Annotated in this window: 17 protein-coding genes; 15 read left to right on the forward strand and 2 right to left on the reverse strand. The window is 34.2% G+C overall.

All coding sequences use genetic code 11. From position 1 onward, the window contains the following. The first annotated feature begins 1214 nt into the window (after window positions 1-1214). From IGI43_RS12770 to IGI43_RS12815, 10 genes are all read left to right on the forward strand, one after another. Window positions 1215-2750 (forward strand): helix-turn-helix domain-containing protein, encoded by a 1536-nt coding sequence (locus IGI43_RS12770; RefSeq protein ID WP_438758171.1) that lies wholly within the window; start codon window positions 1215-1217, stop codon window positions 2748-2750. A 305-nt stretch (window positions 2751-3055) separates the two neighbouring features. Continuing rightward, entirely contained in the window at window positions 3056-3772 is a 717-nt protein-coding gene (locus tag IGI43_RS12775; protein ID WP_438758172.1) for a winged helix-turn-helix domain-containing protein, read from the forward strand. A 339-nt stretch (window positions 3773-4111) separates the two neighbouring features. Beyond that, entirely contained in the window at window positions 4112-4606 is a 495-nt protein-coding gene (locus IGI43_RS12780) for a PTS cellobiose transporter subunit IIC (RefSeq protein WP_438758173.1), read from the forward strand. 14 nt (window positions 4607-4620) lie between these two features. Beyond that, a complete protein-coding gene (gene celB / locus IGI43_RS12785; protein ID WP_438758174.1) occupies window positions 4621-5973 on the forward strand; it encodes a PTS cellobiose transporter subunit IIC in 1353 nt (450 codons plus the stop codon). A 117-nt stretch (window positions 5974-6090) separates the two neighbouring features. Then, the gene (locus tag IGI43_RS12790; protein ID WP_438758175.1) at window positions 6091-6825 is read left to right on the forward strand and encodes a GntR family transcriptional regulator; all 735 of its coding nucleotides are present in this window, start codon (window positions 6091-6093) and stop codon (window positions 6823-6825) included. A gap of 319 nt (window positions 6826-7144) precedes the next feature. Continuing rightward, entirely contained in the window at window positions 7145-8074 is a 930-nt protein-coding gene (locus IGI43_RS12795; RefSeq protein WP_438758176.1) for an ROK family protein, read from the forward strand. A 48-nt stretch (window positions 8075-8122) separates the two neighbouring features. Continuing rightward, window positions 8123-8881 carry a MurR/RpiR family transcriptional regulator gene (locus tag IGI43_RS12800; protein WP_438758177.1) on the forward strand — a complete coding sequence of 253 codons (759 nt, stop codon included), beginning with the start codon at window positions 8123-8125 and terminating at the stop codon, window positions 8879-8881. 224 nt (window positions 8882-9105) lie between these two features. Next, window positions 9106-10416: a PTS sugar transporter subunit IIC gene (locus IGI43_RS12805; RefSeq protein WP_438758178.1), complete on the forward strand. Its 1311-nt coding sequence runs from the start codon at window positions 9106-9108 to the stop codon at window positions 10414-10416. A 31-nt stretch (window positions 10417-10447) separates the two neighbouring features. Continuing rightward, window positions 10448-11887: a 6-phospho-beta-glucosidase gene (locus IGI43_RS12810; protein ID WP_438758179.1), complete on the forward strand. Its 1440-nt coding sequence runs from the start codon at window positions 10448-10450 to the stop codon at window positions 11885-11887. 189 nt (window positions 11888-12076) lie between these two features. Further along, window positions 12077-12586 carry a DinB family protein gene (locus tag IGI43_RS12815; protein WP_438758180.1) on the forward strand — a complete coding sequence of 170 codons (510 nt, stop codon included), beginning with the start codon at window positions 12077-12079 and terminating at the stop codon, window positions 12584-12586. A 101-nt stretch (window positions 12587-12687) separates the two neighbouring features. Here the strand turns inward: IGI43_RS12815 and IGI43_RS12820 are convergent, their stop codons facing one another. Beyond that, on the reverse strand, window positions 12688-13698 hold the full coding sequence (locus IGI43_RS12820; RefSeq protein WP_438758181.1) for a LacI family DNA-binding transcriptional regulator: 1011 nt from the start codon (window positions 13696-13698) through the stop codon (window positions 12688-12690). Window positions 13699-13906: 208 nt separating this feature from the next. Between IGI43_RS12820 and rpe the strand changes: the two genes are divergently transcribed. The 5 genes from rpe to IGI43_RS12845 all read left to right on the forward strand — a co-directional run bounded on the left by rpe (window position 13907) and on the right by IGI43_RS12845 (window position 18366). Beyond that, window positions 13907-14554 (forward strand): ribulose-phosphate 3-epimerase, encoded by a 648-nt coding sequence (rpe, locus tag IGI43_RS12825; RefSeq protein WP_438758182.1) that lies wholly within the window; start codon window positions 13907-13909, stop codon window positions 14552-14554. A 36-nt stretch (window positions 14555-14590) separates the two neighbouring features. Then, on the forward strand, window positions 14591-15028 hold the full coding sequence (gene rpiB / locus IGI43_RS12830) for a ribose 5-phosphate isomerase B (RefSeq protein ID WP_438758183.1): 438 nt from the start codon (window positions 14591-14593) through the stop codon (window positions 15026-15028). Window positions 15029-15154: 126 nt separating this feature from the next. After that, the gene (locus IGI43_RS12835) at window positions 15155-16081 is read left to right on the forward strand and encodes a sugar phosphate isomerase/epimerase family protein (RefSeq protein WP_438758184.1); all 927 of its coding nucleotides are present in this window, start codon (window positions 15155-15157) and stop codon (window positions 16079-16081) included. A 52-nt stretch (window positions 16082-16133) separates the two neighbouring features. After that, window positions 16134-17507, forward strand: coding sequence for a PTS transporter subunit EIIC (locus IGI43_RS12840; RefSeq protein WP_438758185.1), 1374 nt, complete (start codon window positions 16134-16136; stop codon window positions 17505-17507). Between the two features lie 121 nt (window positions 17508-17628). Further along, a complete protein-coding gene (locus IGI43_RS12845; RefSeq protein WP_438758186.1) occupies window positions 17629-18366 on the forward strand; it encodes a DeoR/GlpR family DNA-binding transcription regulator in 738 nt (245 codons plus the stop codon). A 155-nt stretch (window positions 18367-18521) separates the two neighbouring features. Here the strand turns inward: IGI43_RS12845 and IGI43_RS12850 are convergent, their stop codons facing one another. Continuing rightward, on the reverse strand, window positions 18522-19238 hold the full coding sequence (locus IGI43_RS12850; protein WP_438758188.1) for a GntR family transcriptional regulator: 717 nt from the start codon (window positions 19236-19238) through the stop codon (window positions 18522-18524). Window positions 19239-19256: the final 18 nt, after the last annotated feature.

The following is a 19256-nucleotide window of genomic DNA, read 5'->3' on the forward strand; positions in this document are numbered from 1 at the left end:
AGGTTGTGTTAGAGAGCGTATGTATAAAGTGTAGAAGAAAAATCTTTGAGTAAAGATTATCGGAAATCATTAAAAAGATACAGTACGTGAAATACAGTTTTAAAAATTGTCGAAAGAACCGACAGGATCGCGAATTAAAAGAACTGAAATGTATGTAAAATAGGAAGTATAAAGAAGAACATCAACACTAAAACTAAAAAAGGAAAGGACGTGGCTCAATATGTTTACAAAAAGAACTGACGTGAAATCTCTTCTATCAAAAACAAAGCAGTTCTCATCCTTGTATCATGGTAAAACAGATAAAGAGGGATCGGATCCCGTATAATAATTTGCCACAACTAGTATCTACAATTAAAATTTACAAGAATCAATACATATAATCACCAAATAGTTTTAATATTTTTCTCGATTTTCTATAAAAACTCCCCAGTATTTTCTAAATATACAACTTTGAATTGTAGATAGTCACTATCAGTTGAACATTCCTCTATCTATTGTTCAGCTAAAAATAATGATTTTTTCTTCCCGACACACCGTTTATTCTTTTTTTAATCAATGAGAATACCGCTGAAAAAGCCCCTGCAATGTAACGTAACTTGCCGTTGAATGAATTCAAACAATAACAATAAACCTTTAGTATTATCATCGTTTAAATCAGTAATATCACTATCTAAAATAAGTCACTTGCTTAAAAAAATGAATGAATGATAAAAGTTAAACGAGTCTAAAATTAGAATGACTTTTAAAAGAAGCATAATATTTTAATTAAAATTCGAATAAATAAATACGATTAAGAAGTAAAAAATAAAAAAACGAAAAAACATTATTTATTTGACTTTTTTATTTCATTGAGATTTTTTTACAGAATATTGTTGCAAATTACAAAAAAAGTGGAGAGAGTGGTTAAAAAGATGGAGATGATCCTTATTTTGAAAAAAATAAAACTATTGATGAGTAATTTTTATATTTTAATAAAATATAAAAAAAACGAATATGCGATTTAAAACAAAACTATTTTCGTTAAATGTCTATTATGTTGGGAATTTTAAAACTATGAGCTGTTGAAAAAAATATTTTTTGAATTAAAATTTATAATTAGTAGTATATAAAATTTATAGATAAAATAAATGAAATTAAAAAAATATTTGTAAAATGTCAGTAAGATGAGATATTGTCAATTGAAATAGCAAAAATAACGGAAAAGAGGGTGGGTCATGATTAAGATATTAGATAAAATGTCGACTAGAAAATTAGAGTTAGTGAGGATATTAAGTTCGGAGACAAGGTACTTTAGTGTGAAGGAATTGTCAGAACAATTAAATATCAGCAATAAAACATTGGTTCGGACTGTTGAGTTATTAAAAGAAGACATGGAATCTTGGACAAGCCATGTAGAAATTTTAGAAAAAAATATCTTGGGCTATTCATTAAAGCAATTGAATGGTTTCTCAATTCAAGAGATCGAAGTTTATTACTACAAAGGATCTATTATTTATCAGGTGATTGATGAACTATTTCATAATAAGTTCGTAGACATCAAGACATTTGCAAGTAAACGCTATCTCAGTTATACCGTTGTATACACAAATATCGTTGAAATCAAAGAATTGGTCAGTGATTTTTCATTGGAGCTTGAATTGAATAAAAATATTCACTTGAAGGGTACGGAAATGCAGATCAGATATTTTTACTTTAGTTTTTACTGGACTATTTTTGGTGGTATTGAATGGCCCTTTAGATTTTATGATAAGCAAAAAGCGTTTGAATACATAGAGGTGATCGAATCTTTTTATTCACGAGAATTAAGTGTTTCGGAAACGGAATTTTTTCTTTATTGGATCGGCACGATCTTCAATCGAGTTCATTTGATGAAAAAAAATGTTGATTGTAGTGAATTTCATTCATACAAAGGATCGTATAACGAAATAGAAAAAATACTGAAACCTAAATTGTTAAGCAAAAATTTTCCTGCAGATAATATAGATGAAGAAGTCCTATTCGTTTATCTTGTTCTTTTCGGTTTTCAACCAAGAAGGATATATGGGGAACAAGATCAAACGCAAGTAAGGACAGAGCTGAACAAAAATGTCGAAAGCATAATTTCCAGCTATTGGATGCGAGAATTTTATGAACATTTTTCAGTAAATTTAACGATTTCTGAACAAATTACGTTATATACTAATTTAGTTATCCAACATTTTCAACTGATAGCATTTAAAGGAGGAAACATACGGTTTGACAATAGCGAGGTCTATTCATTAGATTGTGATTCTACTGTGGAAAAAATGGTGAAAAAAGCTGTCACTAAAATTACAGATGAATTGTGCCAAATAGAAGAGGTCGAAAGCTTAAAGTTAAATAGGGAATATTTAGAGACCAATTATCAACAAGAACTCTATGAACTGTTATCTTCTGATCATCGTATGGGAAATATCAAAGTAGCCATTATTTCTCAATTTGGTGAGAAGACAAATCAACATTTAAAGAACATCGTTGTTTCTAAGACAAATGTAAACATTGAATTTTGTTCTTTTACAGATAAAGATGTTGATTTAATAATATCTAATCGCCTATATTCAGAAATTATTCGGAAAAAAAATAACGATGCTGAATTAATTATCTGGAATGACACGCCAACAGAATTAGACAAGAAAAAAGTTTCCGAGGTCTTGAAAAAAATTGTGAACCATAGACAGTGTACTGTTTTTTCAGAAGTGTTAAATATGGGGATTGAAGAAAGAGTTAATTAAGTATACGTGACTGAAAAGAGCGTTGAACAATAAGAGCCAATCATTTACTGACTATTCGAGTGTATAAATAAGCAGCTCAATGCTTCTAAAAATCATGTAGATAGTGGTCTGTCAGATTATAAAATAGACTGCGAATGATTGGTTTCTATATTTTAAGTTGAAGGGAATTCGCTTAGAAGGCAAACCATAAATAATAATATAGTTAGCAATGAACGTACCGATCGTTAAATAGTTAGTTGTAGTGTCTGGTTGCTTTTTAAGTAGTATTTATAAGAATGCAAAATATGAAGGAGGAAATTTAAAAAATGTACAAAGTAGCGATTATTTCATCTGAAGACTATTCCTTAGATGGTTACGCACAAGCGTTTGCACAAGAACAATGTAAGATTGTATTTTTGAATATAGAAGCTGTAGAGGTGGAAGAGATCCAAGGGATGGATGCCATAATTATAGAAGAAATGAGTTCGGAAAATATCGGGCGGACATGTGAACTCATTATCAAAATGAAAAATTATACTACAGGTATGATTTGGATTGTATCAAAAAATTCTAAAAAAAATAATCGAATCATTTATTTACAATTGGGTGCGAGCGCTACTGTGGATACCCGAATAGAACCAGATGAATTTTCATTGCTGATCAGAAAGTCGTTTGACCGTGTTTATACCAAAAGTGAAGCTACTTTTATAGATAGACATATGAATAAACCAATCGAGGATTCTAAAACGGAAAAACCAGAAGTTGAATTACTATCAAATGTTATGGGTGTTAAGATCGCTGGTCAAAAGGAAATTTTATTAACACGCTTGGAGTATAAAGTGTTAGTAGTGTTAAATGAACAACTGAATCAGGTTGTTCCTTATGCTGAATTGTTTCAACGTGTTTGGGGAGGAGAATCAGATTTAGATACGTTCCGTTTAGCGAATTTGATTTCTCATTTAAGAAGAAAAATCGAGGGAGATCCTGAAAAACCAAAATATATCAAAACGATTCGCTCGAAGGGATATATGTTGTCGGTTTAGTCTGCTTGATTTAAACTTGCTATAAAGGTTGAAACGAAGTTGAACATCAATCTGAGGTAGCGATACCATTAGTATTAGCTAACGAATAAAAAATAATGCTGATTAAAGAAAGCTAAGATAGAAGAGGATATCACCAAGAATTTACTATTGTAAGTTCTTGGCGGTATTTTTTTCTTTTCGATGAGAATGCGTTTACAATTTTAAAAGGATATGTTAATCTTAACTTGTTCGAACAAGTTGGAAATCTAGATGAGCTGCCCTAAAAGAAAGTAGTGATAGATAAAAAAATGTAAGCGTTATAGAAACGTAGATTTCAAGTAAGATGTGAAGGATAAGTGAGTGAGAATGGAAAATTCACCAACAAAAGCAGAACTAAATAAGAAGACTAAATTAACAAGTATGTATTTTAATCGTTATTTGATATTTCGCTATGTTACAGCGCTTTTTTTCTTTGTCAATTTATATTGGAGCGTATTGAGTTTTGCCAATGTGAGCAGTTGGATGATCGTTCCACTAGGATTACTTATAATTGATATCGCTATTATAATTGAACAAACTGCCAAATATTGGAAACCGACAAGTCGATTACCTGTAACGAAAATTGGGTATGCCATACAAATGATCAGTAATGTTTTGGGGATGGTCATGATTCTACTTGGTCATCAAAAGCTTCTTTTTCCTTTTATTAATAATGAAGGGAAAAGTTTATTAGTGGCATGTCTTGTTTTAGGGTTTGTTATAGGGGTGTTCGTTGAATGGCGTATTTGGCAAATTGAGCATAATAAAGATGCTTACTTGAAATACATGAAACAATTTGAAAATAGTATGAACTAAGAAAGGTGATAAAAATGGAATCAGAGGGTAAAGTATTTAAATTTTTAAATAACTATTTAATGGGACCGATGGGGAAAATTTCTCAATTTAGAATTGTTCGAGGAGTAATGGCTGCTGGTATGGCTTCCATTCCTTTTACAATTGTAGGCTCAATGTTCTTGATTATTGCTGTTTTACCGCAGAGTTTTCCAGCGTTAGAAGGCATATGGGATATTTCGTTTAATCGAGTTCAGAATTTATATATGTTAGGAAATATGGCAACAATGGGGATTTTGGCGCTGTATTTTTGTATAGTATTTGGTTACGAGTATACAAAAATTCAAGCACAAGAAGAAAAAATCAATCTTAATCCTTTAAATGGGGCATTATTATCTATGATGGCGTATTTTATGTGTTTACCTGAATTGATTTTTGATGGTGGAATCGCTACACTGGTGAATGTTGTTACGGATGACCAAAAAATCATTGATGGTTGGGAAATGTCTGGTGGGGTTACTCGTTTAGGAACAACAGGTATTTTTACAGCAATCATCATGTCTATTATCGCTGTGAAGATCTATGCGTTGTGTGTGAAACGTAAATGGGTCATAAAAATGCCGGAAACAGTTCCGACAGGCGTTTCTAATTCTTTTACAGCCCTTATTCCAACAGTTCTAATTGCATTGGCAGTTATTGTTATTAATGGATTATTAGTCGCTTTAGGAACAGATATCTTTAAAATGATTGCTATTCCATTTGGATTCGTAACGAATTTGACGAATACGTGGGTAGGGTTATTAGTAATTTACTTTTTAATGCATGCATTGTGGATCGTTGGGATTCATGGTGCTACAATTGTTACTTCATTTTTGACGCCGATTGTTTTATCAAATATGGTTCAAAATCAAAACGGTGCAAACCTTCCGTTTGCCGGTGAATTTAACAACAGCTTTGTTACTATTGGTGGGTCTGGAGCAACACTTGGAATGGTTATTTTTATCACTTTTTTTGCCAAATCTGCCCAACTGAGCGCCTTAGGAAAAGCAGCTGTTGTGCCGTCACTTTTTAATATCAATGAGCCGATTTTGTTTGGGATGCCAGTTGTATATAATCCATATACTGCTATTCCTTTCTTCTTGGCACCAATGAGTTCGATGTCAGTCGCTTATTTTGCTATCAAGTTTGGCATGGTTAATCCACCGATTGCACAAGTTGCTTGGCCAACTCCACTTGGGCTGTCTGGATTTATTGGTTCAGGCGGTGATTGGCGAGCGTTTGTGTTAGCGTTTGTCTGTGCGGGCATAGCCTTTCTGATTTGGTTCCCATTCATCAAGTTTTACGATGGGAAATTGTATCAAGAGGAGCAGGACAATACGGTTACAAACTAGAAACAGTCAAACGATTTCTGGAAAAATTGCTATGAATAGTAAAAAGATTTAAACTGTTTGGTGTAGGGCGGTCAAGAGGGGTTGTCCATTTTATTTAATGAAAAAGGAGCTTGGATGATGCTACCAAAGAAGCCGATTGATATTAAAATGTTAGTAAAAAAGATGATAGATGAAATCCAAGACGGAAACCTTGCGGATGAAAATGGAAAACTACCAAGTGAACAACAGTTGATGGCTCATTACACGGTTTCCCGTTATGCACTGCGAAGAGCATTGTTGCAACTTGGTGATATGGGCTATATCTATCAAGCGCAAGGAATTGGTTCATTTATACGTCCAAAATATCATGAGAATCTGCTGAATCTGCAAAATAATGTAGGGTTGACAGAAGAAATTGCGCGACCAGGCCGCACCATTCGGACTGTAGAAGCCACTCAACGTATCGTAAGCGCTAAAGAAGCGGAGTTTTTACCAGAGAATAGTGGTTTAACTTCTGAGGTGCAGCTGATAGAGATCGAGCGTTTAAGGACACTTGATGATGAACCTTATCTAATTGAACGATCCTATTATTTACAGTCGATTGCTAAAGAGATTCCAGCAAAATCGCTATACGATTCTGTTTTTAACTACTTTGAACAAGATAAAAAAATTAAGATTGGATTTATTGATAAAGTGATCAGTAGTGAGCCGCTATGCAAGCAAGGAGCGAATTTCTTCAATTTAGCAGAAGGTGCTCCCACATTAGTTGTCAGAGATGATACGTTTTTAAGCTCTGGGAAATTATTAGCTTTTTCGAAAATTTGCTATGATTATCGCAAAGCTGAATTATTCATGTTTAAAAAAACATATTGAGATCTGTATCTAGTTTTAAATAGGTCGAGACAAAAGTGTTCGGCAGATTCTAGGTAAGGTTGGAATAGAAGCGTTTATTTCCCAAGAAATTGCGTTTGCTCCCAGCGTGTATTCGAGTATAGGGTGTGAAACAAAGGTGAATGTTACTTTTGTCTCACACCCACTTGTCGTGTGATGGAGAAGTCTAGACACTTTTTCTAAAGACAGAGATAAAGCGGGGATAAAAAGGAAAAAAATCCTTAGTAGGATATGATACAATACGTTGAAATGAAGGCGTTATCTTGACTCCTTCAAATAAGTGATAAAGGAAGTTGAATTTATGTACGTGGGGTTTGATATCGGAGGAACAACCGTTAAATATGGTGTCTTAGATGAGAGCGGGCGTGTTCTGGAAAAAGGAACGATGGAGACAGAATATGAACCTACTATTTTTTATAGGAATCTTTTAAAACGTATTGAAGAGGCTCAAACACGTTATCAAATAAAGGGAATCGGAATCAGTGCTCCGGGAATTGTGCAAAAGGATGGATTCATGCTGACTGCAGGTGCGATCAGTTCTTTATATGGAGAAAACTTTAAGCAAAAATTAGAGGGACTAACGGGTCTGCCTGTTACGGTTGAAAATGATGCAAATGCAGTTGCTATAGCAGAAAAATGGATCGGTAATGCGATCAATATGGAGAATTATTTATGCCTGGTCTTAGGGACAGGAGTTGGCGGAGGAATCGTCATCAATGGGAAGGTTTATCGTGGCTCACACGGCATGGCAGGAGAATTCGGCTGGATGATGATTGATAAATTACCTGAAACAGGAAATCTTGAGACGGTATCGATTAATAGACGGGCTTCGATCGTGGATGGTTTGATACGATTATATAATGAAGCCCAACAAAAAAATATAGAAAATTTTGTGCCTGTTAGCGATGCCAGAGATATTTTTGATTTAGCTGAAAGAGGCGACAGACTTGCAAACACGATCACGAAACAATTTTATGTCGATTTATCTGTAGGACTGGTAAATTTAATTAGTTGTTTTGATCCAGAAGCTATTTTAATTGGCGGTGGTGTGAGTGCAAATGAATTTTTCCACCAAGAACTTCAGAAAACCTTGACTGAAGTAGAGAAGAATCATGCAGCAGTCAACTATCTAAGAGGGAAGACGATTGCACCTGTTATTCCAACTAAATTGAAAAATGATGCAGGACTTATCGGTGCTGTCTATCAAGTTCATCAAGTCGTCAGTAAATAAAATTTTTATGGTATAATTTTCTTAGCGAATCAAAGGAGATTAACGTAAATGGCGATATTTGATTATCTGAAATTAAATGACCTGTCCTCTGTAGAACAAGAAATTTATCGATTTATTGCAAATAACTTGGAGAAAATCCCCTATATGCGTGTTCGAGATATTGCGGATGGTGCACATGTATCATCAACATCAGTCTTTCGTTTTGTTCAGAAAATAGGATTTCATTCTTTTCCGGAGTTTCGATTTTATATAAAAGCCCATTTAGATAAGGTTCGCCAAGAAGAAAATAAAAAACATATTGGCATTGAAGAACGAGTAAATTCTCTTAACATAGGCATCTTTCATCCCGATGTTGAATATCAAATAAAAAATATGGCACAAGCTTTAGGTGACAGTGATTTTATATTGTTTATGGGGATGGGGGCTTCTGGTGCAATTGCCCAATATATAGCTAGGAAACTAGCGAGTTTAGGCTATGTGTCGATCAGTTTGGATGATTTGACCTATCCAATTCGTAGTTTTTTACGTAAAGACCAAAAAAATGTCATAATTTTTTTAAGTGTTTCTGGTGAAACCAAAGAATTAATAGAAGTAATCGCAAGCTTAGAAGATAAAAATATAGTTCAAAAGTATTGTATTACGTTAAATAAAAAAAGTACGCTTGCACAACTTTGTGACTACTCTATTGAGTATGAAATAAAAGAAGAGCGTAAAGATATTTTTCTAGATCTAACGAGTCAGTTGCCATCGATCGCAATTTTGGAAACGCTTATTAGCTATCTTAAAGATTTTCATAATGACAAATGATTGAATGTAAACTATTACCATCGTTTATTCGGATATAAGGTGTGAAACAAAAGTGAAGGTTACTTTTGTTTTCACACTTATTTTTTTGTTAAAAATCAGGAACAGGTCGTTCCGTTCAAGGAATATATTTTATTTGCTTAGAATATATTTTTTAAAAGTAGGCGCTTACTTTTTTGCAGCATAATTTAGGTATAATACGATTATAAATGAAAGGAGTTTTATCTATGCAAAAATTTAATGATATTATCGATCGTGCATTGGTTCCTGTTGCAACTAAGTTAAATAATCAACGTCATATTGCAGCGGTTAGAGATGCCTTTATGTTGATTTTTCCATTAACGATTTCGGCTTCACTTGTTATTTTGTTAAATAATATTTTGTTTTCAAATGACAGTTTTGTTGTGCAATTATTACGCTTATCCAGTATTTTTCCTAATTTAGAAGACGCACAGCAAGTGTTATCTTCTGTAGCAAATGGAACCATCAATATCATGAGTATTTTTATAACCTATCTTGTTGCGCAAATACTTGCAAAACATTTTGAAGCAGATTCAACGTTAGTTGGGCTAACAAGTATCGCAAGCTTTATGATCTTGTATCCTAAACCATTTAATGCGGATGATTTAAATGTTATCAGTACACAATACTTAGGAGCACAAGGTTTATTTGTTGCGATGATTGTGGGCTGTTTAGTGGGAGAATTTTTGCCCAAACTGTTTAAAGTCAAACGTTTAAAAATCAATATGCCAGAAATGGTTCCACCAGCTGTCTCACGTTCTTTTTCAAGTATGATTCCGATCGTTATTGTCGTTGGACTTGCAGCGATCATAAACTTTTTAGTCTTAATGATCGCACCAGAGGGAATCAATGAGCTTATCTATAAAGGAATTCAAAGCCCCTTACGTGATTTGGGCGGAAATGTTGTAGGAGTAATGTTATTAGCATTTATTCAAACCTTGCTATTTTCAATCGGTATCCATGGTCCAAATACGCTAAATGCGGTTCGTTCTGCTATATTTACAGAACAAGATTTAGCTAATCTTGATTTTATAAATCAAGGAGGATCACTTTGGGATGTTCCTTACAAAGAAACATGGGGAATTTTGAATGATATGTTTGCAAATATGGGAGGAACAGGTATGACAATGGGGCTGATCATTGCAATATTTATTGCCTCAAGACGTCCTGAGCAACGAGAAATTGCAAAAATGTCATTAGTTCCAGGGATCTTTCAAATTAATGAACCCATCATTTTTGGCTTGCCGATCGTTTTAAATCCCTTATTAATCGTTCCATTTATTTTAGTCCCAATGGTCAATATTATGATCGGTTATTTCGTTACGGTGGTTTGGCCAATTATGCCTTCTCCGGCAATTGGTGTTCCATGGACTACGCCTGGAATCATTAATTTATTTTTAGGGACAGGTGGGAATATTGTTGCGATATTAGTCGGTATAATATGTTTGGCAGTTTCTGTTTGTATCTATTTGCCATTTGTTATTGCTTCTAACCGTGCACAAAAAATTGACTTATAAGTAAACTAAATTTGAAAAAAGGGGTATTAGTATGGCGAATAAACTAGCAGAAGATTTTTTATGGGGTGGCGCAATTGCAGCGCACCAAGCAGAAGGAGCTTGGAATCTAGATGGGAGAGGACCTAGTATAGCAGATGTAATGACCGCTGGAGGAAATGGCATTCCTCGAAAAATAACGGAAGGTGTTCTTGAGGGAGAATATTATCCAAATCATGATGCGATTGATTTTTATCATCATTACAAAGAGGATATTAAACTTTTTAAAGAATTAGGGTTGAAATGTTTGCGAACATCGATATCTTGGAGCCGTATTTTTCCTAAAGGTACTGAAGCAGAGCCAAACGAAGCAGGTCTGTTATATTACGATCGACTGTTTGATGAGTTAATAAAAAATGATATTCAACCCGTTATTACCTTGTCTCATTTTGAAATGCCCTATTACATCTATGAGAAATTTGGTGGTTTTGGCAACAAAGAAGTGATTCCACTATTTGTAAAATTTGCAAAATGCGTTTTTGAGCGTTACAAAGATAAAGTGACGTACTGGATGACATTTAATGAAATCAATAACCAAGCAGATGGACAAGAACCTTTACATGTTTGGACTAATTCGGCGATGATCATTGAGGATGAAGCGAAAAAAGAAGCGCTAGTCTTTCAGGCTGGGATCAATGAATTGATTGCTAGTGCAGCCGCTGTGATTGAAGGAAAAAAGATAAATCCTAACTTCCAAATTGGGTGCATGATGGCTTATGTTCCAGTCTATCCATACTCGTGCAATCCAGAAGATATGATGGCCTCTGTAAAAGCGAATGAACGAAGATTTTTCTATAATGATATTCATGCTCGAGGAAAAATTCCAACATACGCTACAAAATACTGGGAACGTAAAAACTATCAAATACAGATCAGTGAACGTGAATTAGCTATTTTGAAAGAAGGAACAGTTGACTATATTGGTTTTAGTTATTATATGTCTGGCGCAATTTCTACACTTACAGATGTCAAAGGGTGGCAAACAGAAGATATTCCAAACGCAAAAATAGTAAAAAATCCATATATAAGTGTATCTGATTGGGGTTGGCCGATCGATGAAGTGGGATTACGCTATGTATTGAATACCGTCTATCAGCGTTACGATTTACCTCTATTTATTGTAGAAAATGGCTTTGGGGCGTATGATAAATTGACAAAAGAAAATACCGTTCATGACCAATATCGTATTGATTATTTGAGCAAACATATTGAACAAATGGAAAAAGCCATCATCGAAGATGGGGTTCCGGTCATTGGCTATACCCCTTGGGGAATTATCGATATTGTAAGTTTTGGCAGTGGTGAGATGGAAAAAAGATACGGTATGATTTATGTAGATAAGGATAATGAAGGCAAAGGAACACTGCAACGCTTGAAAAAAGAGTCATTTTATTGGTATCAAAACGTAATTAAGACCAACGGAGAATATATTTAGATCACTAGCTATGCGTTAATAAACGTAATAACAAAACCTTTTAGTCAAGAACTTGATCGATTGACTAGAAGGTTTTTTGTAATCTAAAATCTATAAGATAATAGTTTAGGAGTTTGATGTTAAAGAAGCATTGTAGTAAAGTGAGTGGTAGATACTGTTTTAGGTTACTTATGAAAGGAGAAATCTACAATGAAAATCACACAATTATCTATGGATACCTTAAAACGAGCACAAGAACGTTTTGAAGAGACACTCGGCCAAATGGAAGTGGATGAGGCAAATATGATGCCAGCGCCGTTGATCAAATCAGTTACTTGGCTGATTTGGCATACTGCACGAGAGTTGGATTACCAATTCGCAGAACTGAACAACACGAAACCATTATGGGTAGAATCAGGTTGGAGTACTAAATTTGCGTTGGATTTACCAGATGATACGGAAGATTGGCAACATACTCCAGAACAAGCAGCAAAAGTTGTAGTGACGGATAAAAAATTATTACTTGATTATCTTGCCGCGAGTATTGAATTTACCAATATCTATCTATCAACAATTCGTGAAGAGAGTCTTCATGATGTCGTGGATACAAATTGGACACCTGTCGTTACGCGTCAGGCTCGAATTGTTTCTGCTATTGACGATGCTGTGATGCACTCAGGTCAAGCTGTTTATACAAGAAGATTGGTTATTGGGAAATAAGATAGGATAAAAAAAGAGGAGTGTGGGACAAAAGGAACAATCACTTTTGTTTCACACTCTAAATACGAATAAATAATTGAAGCACTTTTCTCTTTTACCTATCAGGTTGATTGACTAGACTCTCTCAAAACTAACGAAACTGGAACGACAATTTGTCTCCCAAGTTCGCCTTTATTGTTGATTAATTCTAGTAGTGTTTCAACCGCGTGATTTGCTATCAAAGTAGTATTTTGTTTTACAGATGAAAGAGTCGGTGTTGTGTATTGACCAGAAGCCGTATCATCAAATCCGATCAACTTTATTTTTTGCGGCACATCGATATGATTTTTCTTTAGGTGTAGCATTAATTCTAAGGCGATTAAATCATTTATAGAAAAAATACCGTCTGTACTTGGATTTTTCTTCAAAAACGAAAGCAGTTTTGTTTCAAACTCTGAACATCGAACATCAACAGAAAGTAAATGTTGTTTTGCATCAAAGGAAATACTATTTTTTTTCAACGCGTCTTTAAATCCTTTAAGACGTTCTTTTGCACTAGTTGATTTTTGATTATGCATCGCAATGATCGGAGACTGACATCCTTCATGAATCAACGCTTCAGCACTTTCAAAAGCCCCTTGATAATGATTGGATGAGATAAAAATAGTATCATCTTTCTTTTTTGGTTCTCGATCAATACAGATATAAGGAATCTTTTTTTCAGCCCCGGAAGAGTCAAATTCAAATTCCTCAGCCCCGGATATCACGATCAAGCCATCCACACCTTTTCCTTCTAAAATACGTAGGTAAGCAAGCTCTTTTTCCGAGCTTCTAGAAGTATTGCAAATAATAGTGGAGTAGCCTTTAGCAAATAAAATCTCTTCTAATTTTTGAACTACATCAGAGAAGAAAAAGTTACTTATGTCAGGTACTAAAATTCCGATCGTAAATGATTTATTCATTCGTAAATTTTTAGCGCTGTAATTCATTTTGTAGCCTGTCTCTTCAATGACTTTTAGAACTTTTTTTCTTGTTTCCTCAGAAAAACGTCCATTATCGTTGATTACTCTAGAAACAGTTGCAACTGAAACGCCCGCTATTTCAGCGATATCTTTAATTGAATAGTTTTTCATAAATGTGTCCTCGTGGGTAATCGTTCTCTTTGTTTTGTTACTATTTACCTGTATTTTCCCATAAAATGAAGCTGAATACAACTATTCAACACAAATTTTTATTGACAGGTGGAAATATTGGTGATATATTATGCCTAAATAGAGGTAAACGATTACTCAAATATTTTTTTAGACACTGGGTAATCGTTATCTCAAAGGAGGAGAAGAAATGCCCAAGTTATTATGCCCGTCAATGATGTGTGCGAATTTTTCTAATTTAAAAAAAGACATCCAAGAACTTGATCAAGCTGGTGTGGATATTTTCCATATGGATTTTATGGATGGTCGTTTTGTGCCAAATTTTGGAATGGGGTTACAAGATTTTGAATTGGTGCGTTCTGTGACAGATAAACCAGTAGATGTTCATCTGATGATTCAAGAACCAAGTAAGTATGTTGAGAAATTTGCTGATCTTGGTGCAGATATTATTTATATTCATCCTGAAGCGGACCAACAGGCTGCCAGAACATTAGATATGATTCATCAAAAGGGAAAAAAAGCAGGTATTGCCATTAATCCGGGAACATCAGTTGAAATGATTCAAGGATTACTGCCTTTAGCAGACTATGTAATGGTGATGACAGTCAATCCAGGATTTGCAGGTCAAAAATATTTAGAGTATACAGATCCTAAAATAGAGAAATTAGTGATCTTAGCAAAAGAATATAACTTTGAAGTGATGGTAGATGGTGCAATTTCGCCTGAAAAAATTGAACAACTAAGCAAAATCGGAGTATCTGGATTTGTATTAGGAACATCCGCATTATTTGGAAAAACTGGAACCTATCATGAAATTCTTGCAAAATTAAGAGCATGATACGTTTAACTTTATACTAACAGGAGGAATGATTGTATGAAATTAGCAATTGGAAATGATCATGTGGGATTTGAACTAAAACCAATCATTATAGATTATCTAAAAGAACTAGGACATGAGGTCGAAGATTTTGGCGCGTACTCAGCAGAAAGAACTGATTATCCACGTTACGGAAAAAAAGTTGCTGAAGAAGTTGCTTTAGGAAATTTTGATGGTGGAATTTTGATTTGTGGGACAGGAGTAGGTATATCGATTTCAGCGAATAAAGTAAAAGGGATTCGTGCCGTTGTATGTAGTGAGCCCTATTCAGCGAAACTTTCGAAAGAGCATAATAACACAAATATCCTAGCCTTTGGTTCCCGTGTAATTGGAAGTGAACTGGCAAAAATGATCGTAAAAGAATGGTTAGAGGCAACATTTGAAGGCGGAAGGCATGAAAAACGAGTAGAAATGATTCAACAGATAGAAAATTAATGTAAAATAAATTTACTTGAAAATGGATATTTTTGATAATAAATGAAATAAAATGGAATAAAGTGATTGAAAATGAAAAAAAAGCATGCTATTATGAGGAGGAAAAGAGAATAGGGGGAATAAAGAATGAAGTTAGCGACAAGAATCAATTCGTTTTTACCAAAATTCAATAATAATGTAGCAGAAGTTTTAGAAGAATTTAATCGTTTAGGATTGACCCATGTTGATTTCAATTATCCAGAACATGTGGCAGATATTCCAGCAGAAAAAATGAAAGAGATCTTACAAAAAAATCAGTTACAAGCGAATGGCGTTGCCCTACGTTTTAGAAGTGAGTTTATCAATGGCGAATTAGGGAATTCAGATCAGAGTATTTCCCAAAACGCAGTAGCACTATGCAAAGAAGCATGTGATTATTGTCGTGAAGTAGGCGGCGAAGTCGTAACGATTTGGCTAGGATTTGATGGATTTGACTACTCTTTTCAGATCGACTACGAGAAGGTTTGGAATCAAATCAAAGCCTGTATGATCGAAATCACAGATTATGCGCCGGATCTTAAAATCAGTATAGAATATAAACCTTTCCAACCAAGAGCGTATGCCTTTTTAGATAGTTTTGGCGTTGCGCTGTCGATGGTACAGGAAGTAGGTCGTGAGAATCTAGGGATTACGTTAGATTATTGCCATATGTTAATGAAACATGAAAATCCTGCTTATGGAGCAAGTATTTTAGGGAGTCGGAAAAAATTATTTGGGGTTCATTTAAATGATGGCTACGGTTTAAACGATGATGGGTTGATGATTGGTACAAGTAGCTTGATCAAGACAATCGAATTTATCTACTATACAAAGTTGCACAATTACGATCATGCTTTTTATTTTGATACATTTCCGATTATTGAAGATCCTGTAGAAGAGTGTGAGAGAAATATCAAGATGATCAAAAAAATCGATTCAATCATTGAGCGATTAGGGATGGATTATATTGCTGAGATCATCAAACAAAACAGTGCAGTTAAAGTAAGTGATTTAGTATTAGAAATCTTGATTTAAGATTTCTAATACGTTAGTCCAATATTAAAAAGGATTAGAGGAGTGAATGAAGATGGATTTCAAATCAGCAGCAAAGGAAATTTTAGAACAGGTTGGCGGCGCAGATAATTTAGCGAATATGACTCATTGTGCAACACGATTAAGATTGACGCTTAAAGACCCATCTAAAGTAAATGATGAAGCAGTAAAAGAAATCGATGGGGTTGTCAATGTTGTCAATAAAGCAGGACAATATCAAATTTTAATTGGAACAGAAGTGCCAAAGCTGTATGATGAATTTGAAGCATTGGTTACCGGTGATGATGGCAATGTCCAAGTAAACAATAGTGGTGAAGGTTCTGGCAATATTATAAGTAATATTTTTTCAGCTATTTCAGCTATTTTTGCTCCGCTATTACCTGCATTGGCTGGTTCAGGAATTTTACGGGGATTATTGATTTTAGCTGTACAAACGGGCATTTTATCAGAAAATAGCGGAACATACAGTATTTTGACTGTTGCTTCAATGAGCGTCTTTTATTTTTTGCCAGTATTGTTAGCGTTTACTTCTGGTAGGAGATTTGGAGCTAGTCCTTATTTATCTGCTTTGATCGGTGCAGCATTATTGAATCCAGAATTTATTGCATTGATGGGAGATACTGGTAACGGGACAATGACTAGCTTTTTAAAAATCCCTGTCGTTTTGATGAATTATAATTCTACAGTTGTTCCAATTATTCTTTCGATTTGGGCATTTTCTTATTTATACAAATTTTTAGATAAAAACGTTCCTGAAACCTTAAAATTAGTTGTCGTTCCTTTGATTTCTTTAGCAGTAATGATCCCTCTGACGATTATCGTAATTGGTCCGATTGGAGTTTATAGTGGAGAAGCAGTTGCCCAAGTTGTGAATTGGTTGATTGAACGTAGTAGTATCCTAACTGGTGTATTGATCGGTGGTGGTTGGAGTGTTCTTGTAAGTTTAGGTATTCATTGGGCAGTTAATCCAATCATGATCAATAATGTATCGACTTACGGATTTGATTATATTGTACCATTTACGTTTGCTTGTAACTTTGCGGTGATTGGTACTACGATTGGTGTATATTTTAAAGCAAGAAACAAAAAACTACGTAGTTTTGCAGTAACCGGTTTAGTAACGATCGCTCTTTCAGCAATTATAGAACCGACTTTATTTGGATTATTAGTAAAAAATAAAAAATTATTTTTAGCGCAAATTATCGGTGGAGCTGTAGGTGGGGCTTATTTAGGACTAATGAAAGTCGTGACGAATGCTTTTGTGTTCGGAAGTGTCACCACATTTCCAGCCTTTGTAACTGATAAATCGTCAAACTTTATTCAAGCAATGATCGGACTAGCAATTTCACTAGTAGTGTCAGCTATATTAGCTTATATGTTTACCGAAAAAGAAGAAACATTATCTTAAAATCTAACGATAACTTCTTTCAAATATGTTGATTTCATTACTATTTATCTAGATTTGTGGTATTTTAATAAGGGATATCTTTCTTGAAAATAGTAGGAGTGAAAAATGAAAGGAGTTACTTATGATTCCATATGTTCGACAAGAGAAAATTATAGAAATACTGGAAAATAGAGAGTTGATACGAATCGAAGAATTACAAAAGCTGATACCAGAAGTTTCGATTTCAACTCTTCGACGTGATCTAAAAGAACTTGAAGGGTTAAATAAAGTACAAACTTTATCCGGAGGAGCTGTCAAGCTTAGTTCAAGTGTTTCAGAACTTCCCATGTCAACGAAATCCAGTTTACAAACCAAAGAAAAGCTTCATATAGCTGAACTTGCGACACGTGAAGTTTTGGCTGGAGATACGATCTATTTAGATTCAGGTTCTACATGTACGACCCTATTAAGAGAAGTGCTGAAAAAGAAGATTCGGATCATTACTACAAATACGGATGTTTTGCGATTGACTGGAGATTTTGAAGCAGAAATCACTATTTTAGGTGGAACATACGATCCTAAAATATCATCATTAAGTGGTCCTTTGGCAGAAGCGAATATCAAAAAATATGTTTTTGATAAAGCCTTTTTAGGTGCAAATGGCATAGACTTAAAATTTGGCGTAACGACTCCTAACTTGGTTGAGGCGATTAAAAAGAAGACTGTGATAGAGCATGCGAAAAAGTCATTTTTATTGTGCGATAGTTCTAAATTCCATAAGACATCTGCAGTGAAATCGTTTGATTTAAATGAAGTCGTTTTGATTACGGATAAAGTTGATGCTGAGCTGGGCAAAGAAATGAAAATCATTGCTAAATAAAAGCTATACAAAAAGCACGTCTCTATTTTTTTTATAGACGTGCTTCATTATATTTCAATATAATTCAAAAATACTCAAAAAAACGATACAATAACTCAATCTATTTATACATATAACAGAACTGATTGGACTATAAAATGATCTGTATTTGATTTTTAATGGTTCTGAACAAAAATTGCTTCAAAGGTAAAATCACTATATAGATGTCTTGTGACGGAATATTCGAAAGGTTTACCTGATTCAAGAGAAACGATTTTTTCAACTTCCATCATAAAAAAGCCATCTTCAACTGAAAGAAATCGCTTGTCCATTTCAGTTGCCAAGTCCCCTTTTATCCATAGGTGTGAGGTTAGAATCGTTAAATTTAATTCTTCCGTAATATAATTGTAAACAGACTTTTCTAAATGCTTTGGCTGCAAACCAGGGATGATAGATAGCGGCATAAATGTTTGCTCAATAGAATAAGGTTTATGATCGATATAGCGACTTCTAACAATGTTATAAACGTAGTCTTTATTTGAAACTTTTAGTAGTTTGGCTATTTTTTTACTAGGAATTTCTATTGAAAAACTATGTATTTTTGATGTAACATGTTCTTCTCCTATGATATTTAACAATCCTGCATTCGGTCCAAACACATGTGTCGTATCCATGGGTTTTCTTAATACTTCCGTCCCATAACCACTTCGACTTCTAAGGATTCCTTCCTTTACTAAAAGATCCAGGCCTTTTTTTACAGTAAGTTTACTACATTGATAGAGTAGTGCCAAATCTTTACCAGAAGGGAGCTTGTCTCCAACTAAATAGTGGTCGTTGGTAATCTTATGTTTTGTGTCAATGTAGACTTTCATATATTTTGAATTTAGGTTCATCATCATTTCCTCATTTCA

It is taken from the genome of Enterococcus sp. AZ126 (assembly GCF_051714545.1).
Taxonomy (GTDB): Bacteria; Bacillota; Bacilli; order Lactobacillales; family Enterococcaceae; genus Enterococcus_L.

Excerpts from the sequence above, each read along its gene's own strand:
- IGI43_RS12810 (WP_438758179.1), top strand. The coding sequence starts at position 10,448 with ATGGCGAATAAACTAGCAGAAGATTTTTTATGGGGTGGCGCAATTGCA.
- IGI43_RS12805 (WP_438758178.1), top strand. The coding sequence starts at position 9,106 with ATGCAAAAATTTAATGATATTATCGATCGTGCATTGGTTCCTGTTGCA.
- IGI43_RS12795 (WP_438758176.1), top strand. The coding sequence starts at position 7,145 with ATGTACGTGGGGTTTGATATCGGAGGAACAACCGTTAAATATGGTGTC.
- rpe (WP_438758182.1), top strand. The coding sequence starts at position 13,907 with ATGCCCAAGTTATTATGCCCGTCAATGATGTGTGCGAATTTTTCTAAT.
- IGI43_RS12850 (WP_438758188.1), bottom strand. The coding sequence starts at position 19,238 with ATGAACCTAAATTCAAAATATATGAAAGTCTACATTGACACAAAACAT.
- IGI43_RS12815 (WP_438758180.1), top strand. The coding sequence starts at position 12,077 with ATGAAAATCACACAATTATCTATGGATACCTTAAAACGAGCACAAGAA.
- IGI43_RS12790 (WP_438758175.1), top strand. The coding sequence starts at position 6,091 with ATGCTACCAAAGAAGCCGATTGATATTAAAATGTTAGTAAAAAAGATG.
- IGI43_RS12800 (WP_438758177.1), top strand. The coding sequence starts at position 8,123 with ATGGCGATATTTGATTATCTGAAATTAAATGACCTGTCCTCTGTAGAA.
- IGI43_RS12775 (WP_438758172.1), top strand. The coding sequence starts at position 3,056 with ATGTACAAAGTAGCGATTATTTCATCTGAAGACTATTCCTTAGATGGT.
- IGI43_RS12845 (WP_438758186.1), top strand. The coding sequence starts at position 17,629 with ATGATTCCATATGTTCGACAAGAGAAAATTATAGAAATACTGGAAAAT.
- IGI43_RS12835 (WP_438758184.1), top strand. The coding sequence starts at position 15,155 with ATGAAGTTAGCGACAAGAATCAATTCGTTTTTACCAAAATTCAATAAT.
- rpiB (WP_438758183.1), top strand. The coding sequence starts at position 14,591 with ATGAAATTAGCAATTGGAAATGATCATGTGGGATTTGAACTAAAACCA.
- IGI43_RS12820 (WP_438758181.1), bottom strand. The coding sequence starts at position 13,698 with ATGAAAAACTATTCAATTAAAGATATCGCTGAAATAGCGGGCGTTTCA.
- IGI43_RS12770 (WP_438758171.1), top strand. The coding sequence starts at position 1,215 with ATGATTAAGATATTAGATAAAATGTCGACTAGAAAATTAGAGTTAGTG.
- IGI43_RS12840 (WP_438758185.1), top strand. The coding sequence starts at position 16,134 with ATGGATTTCAAATCAGCAGCAAAGGAAATTTTAGAACAGGTTGGCGGC.
- celB (WP_438758174.1), top strand. The coding sequence starts at position 4,621 with ATGGAATCAGAGGGTAAAGTATTTAAATTTTTAAATAACTATTTAATG.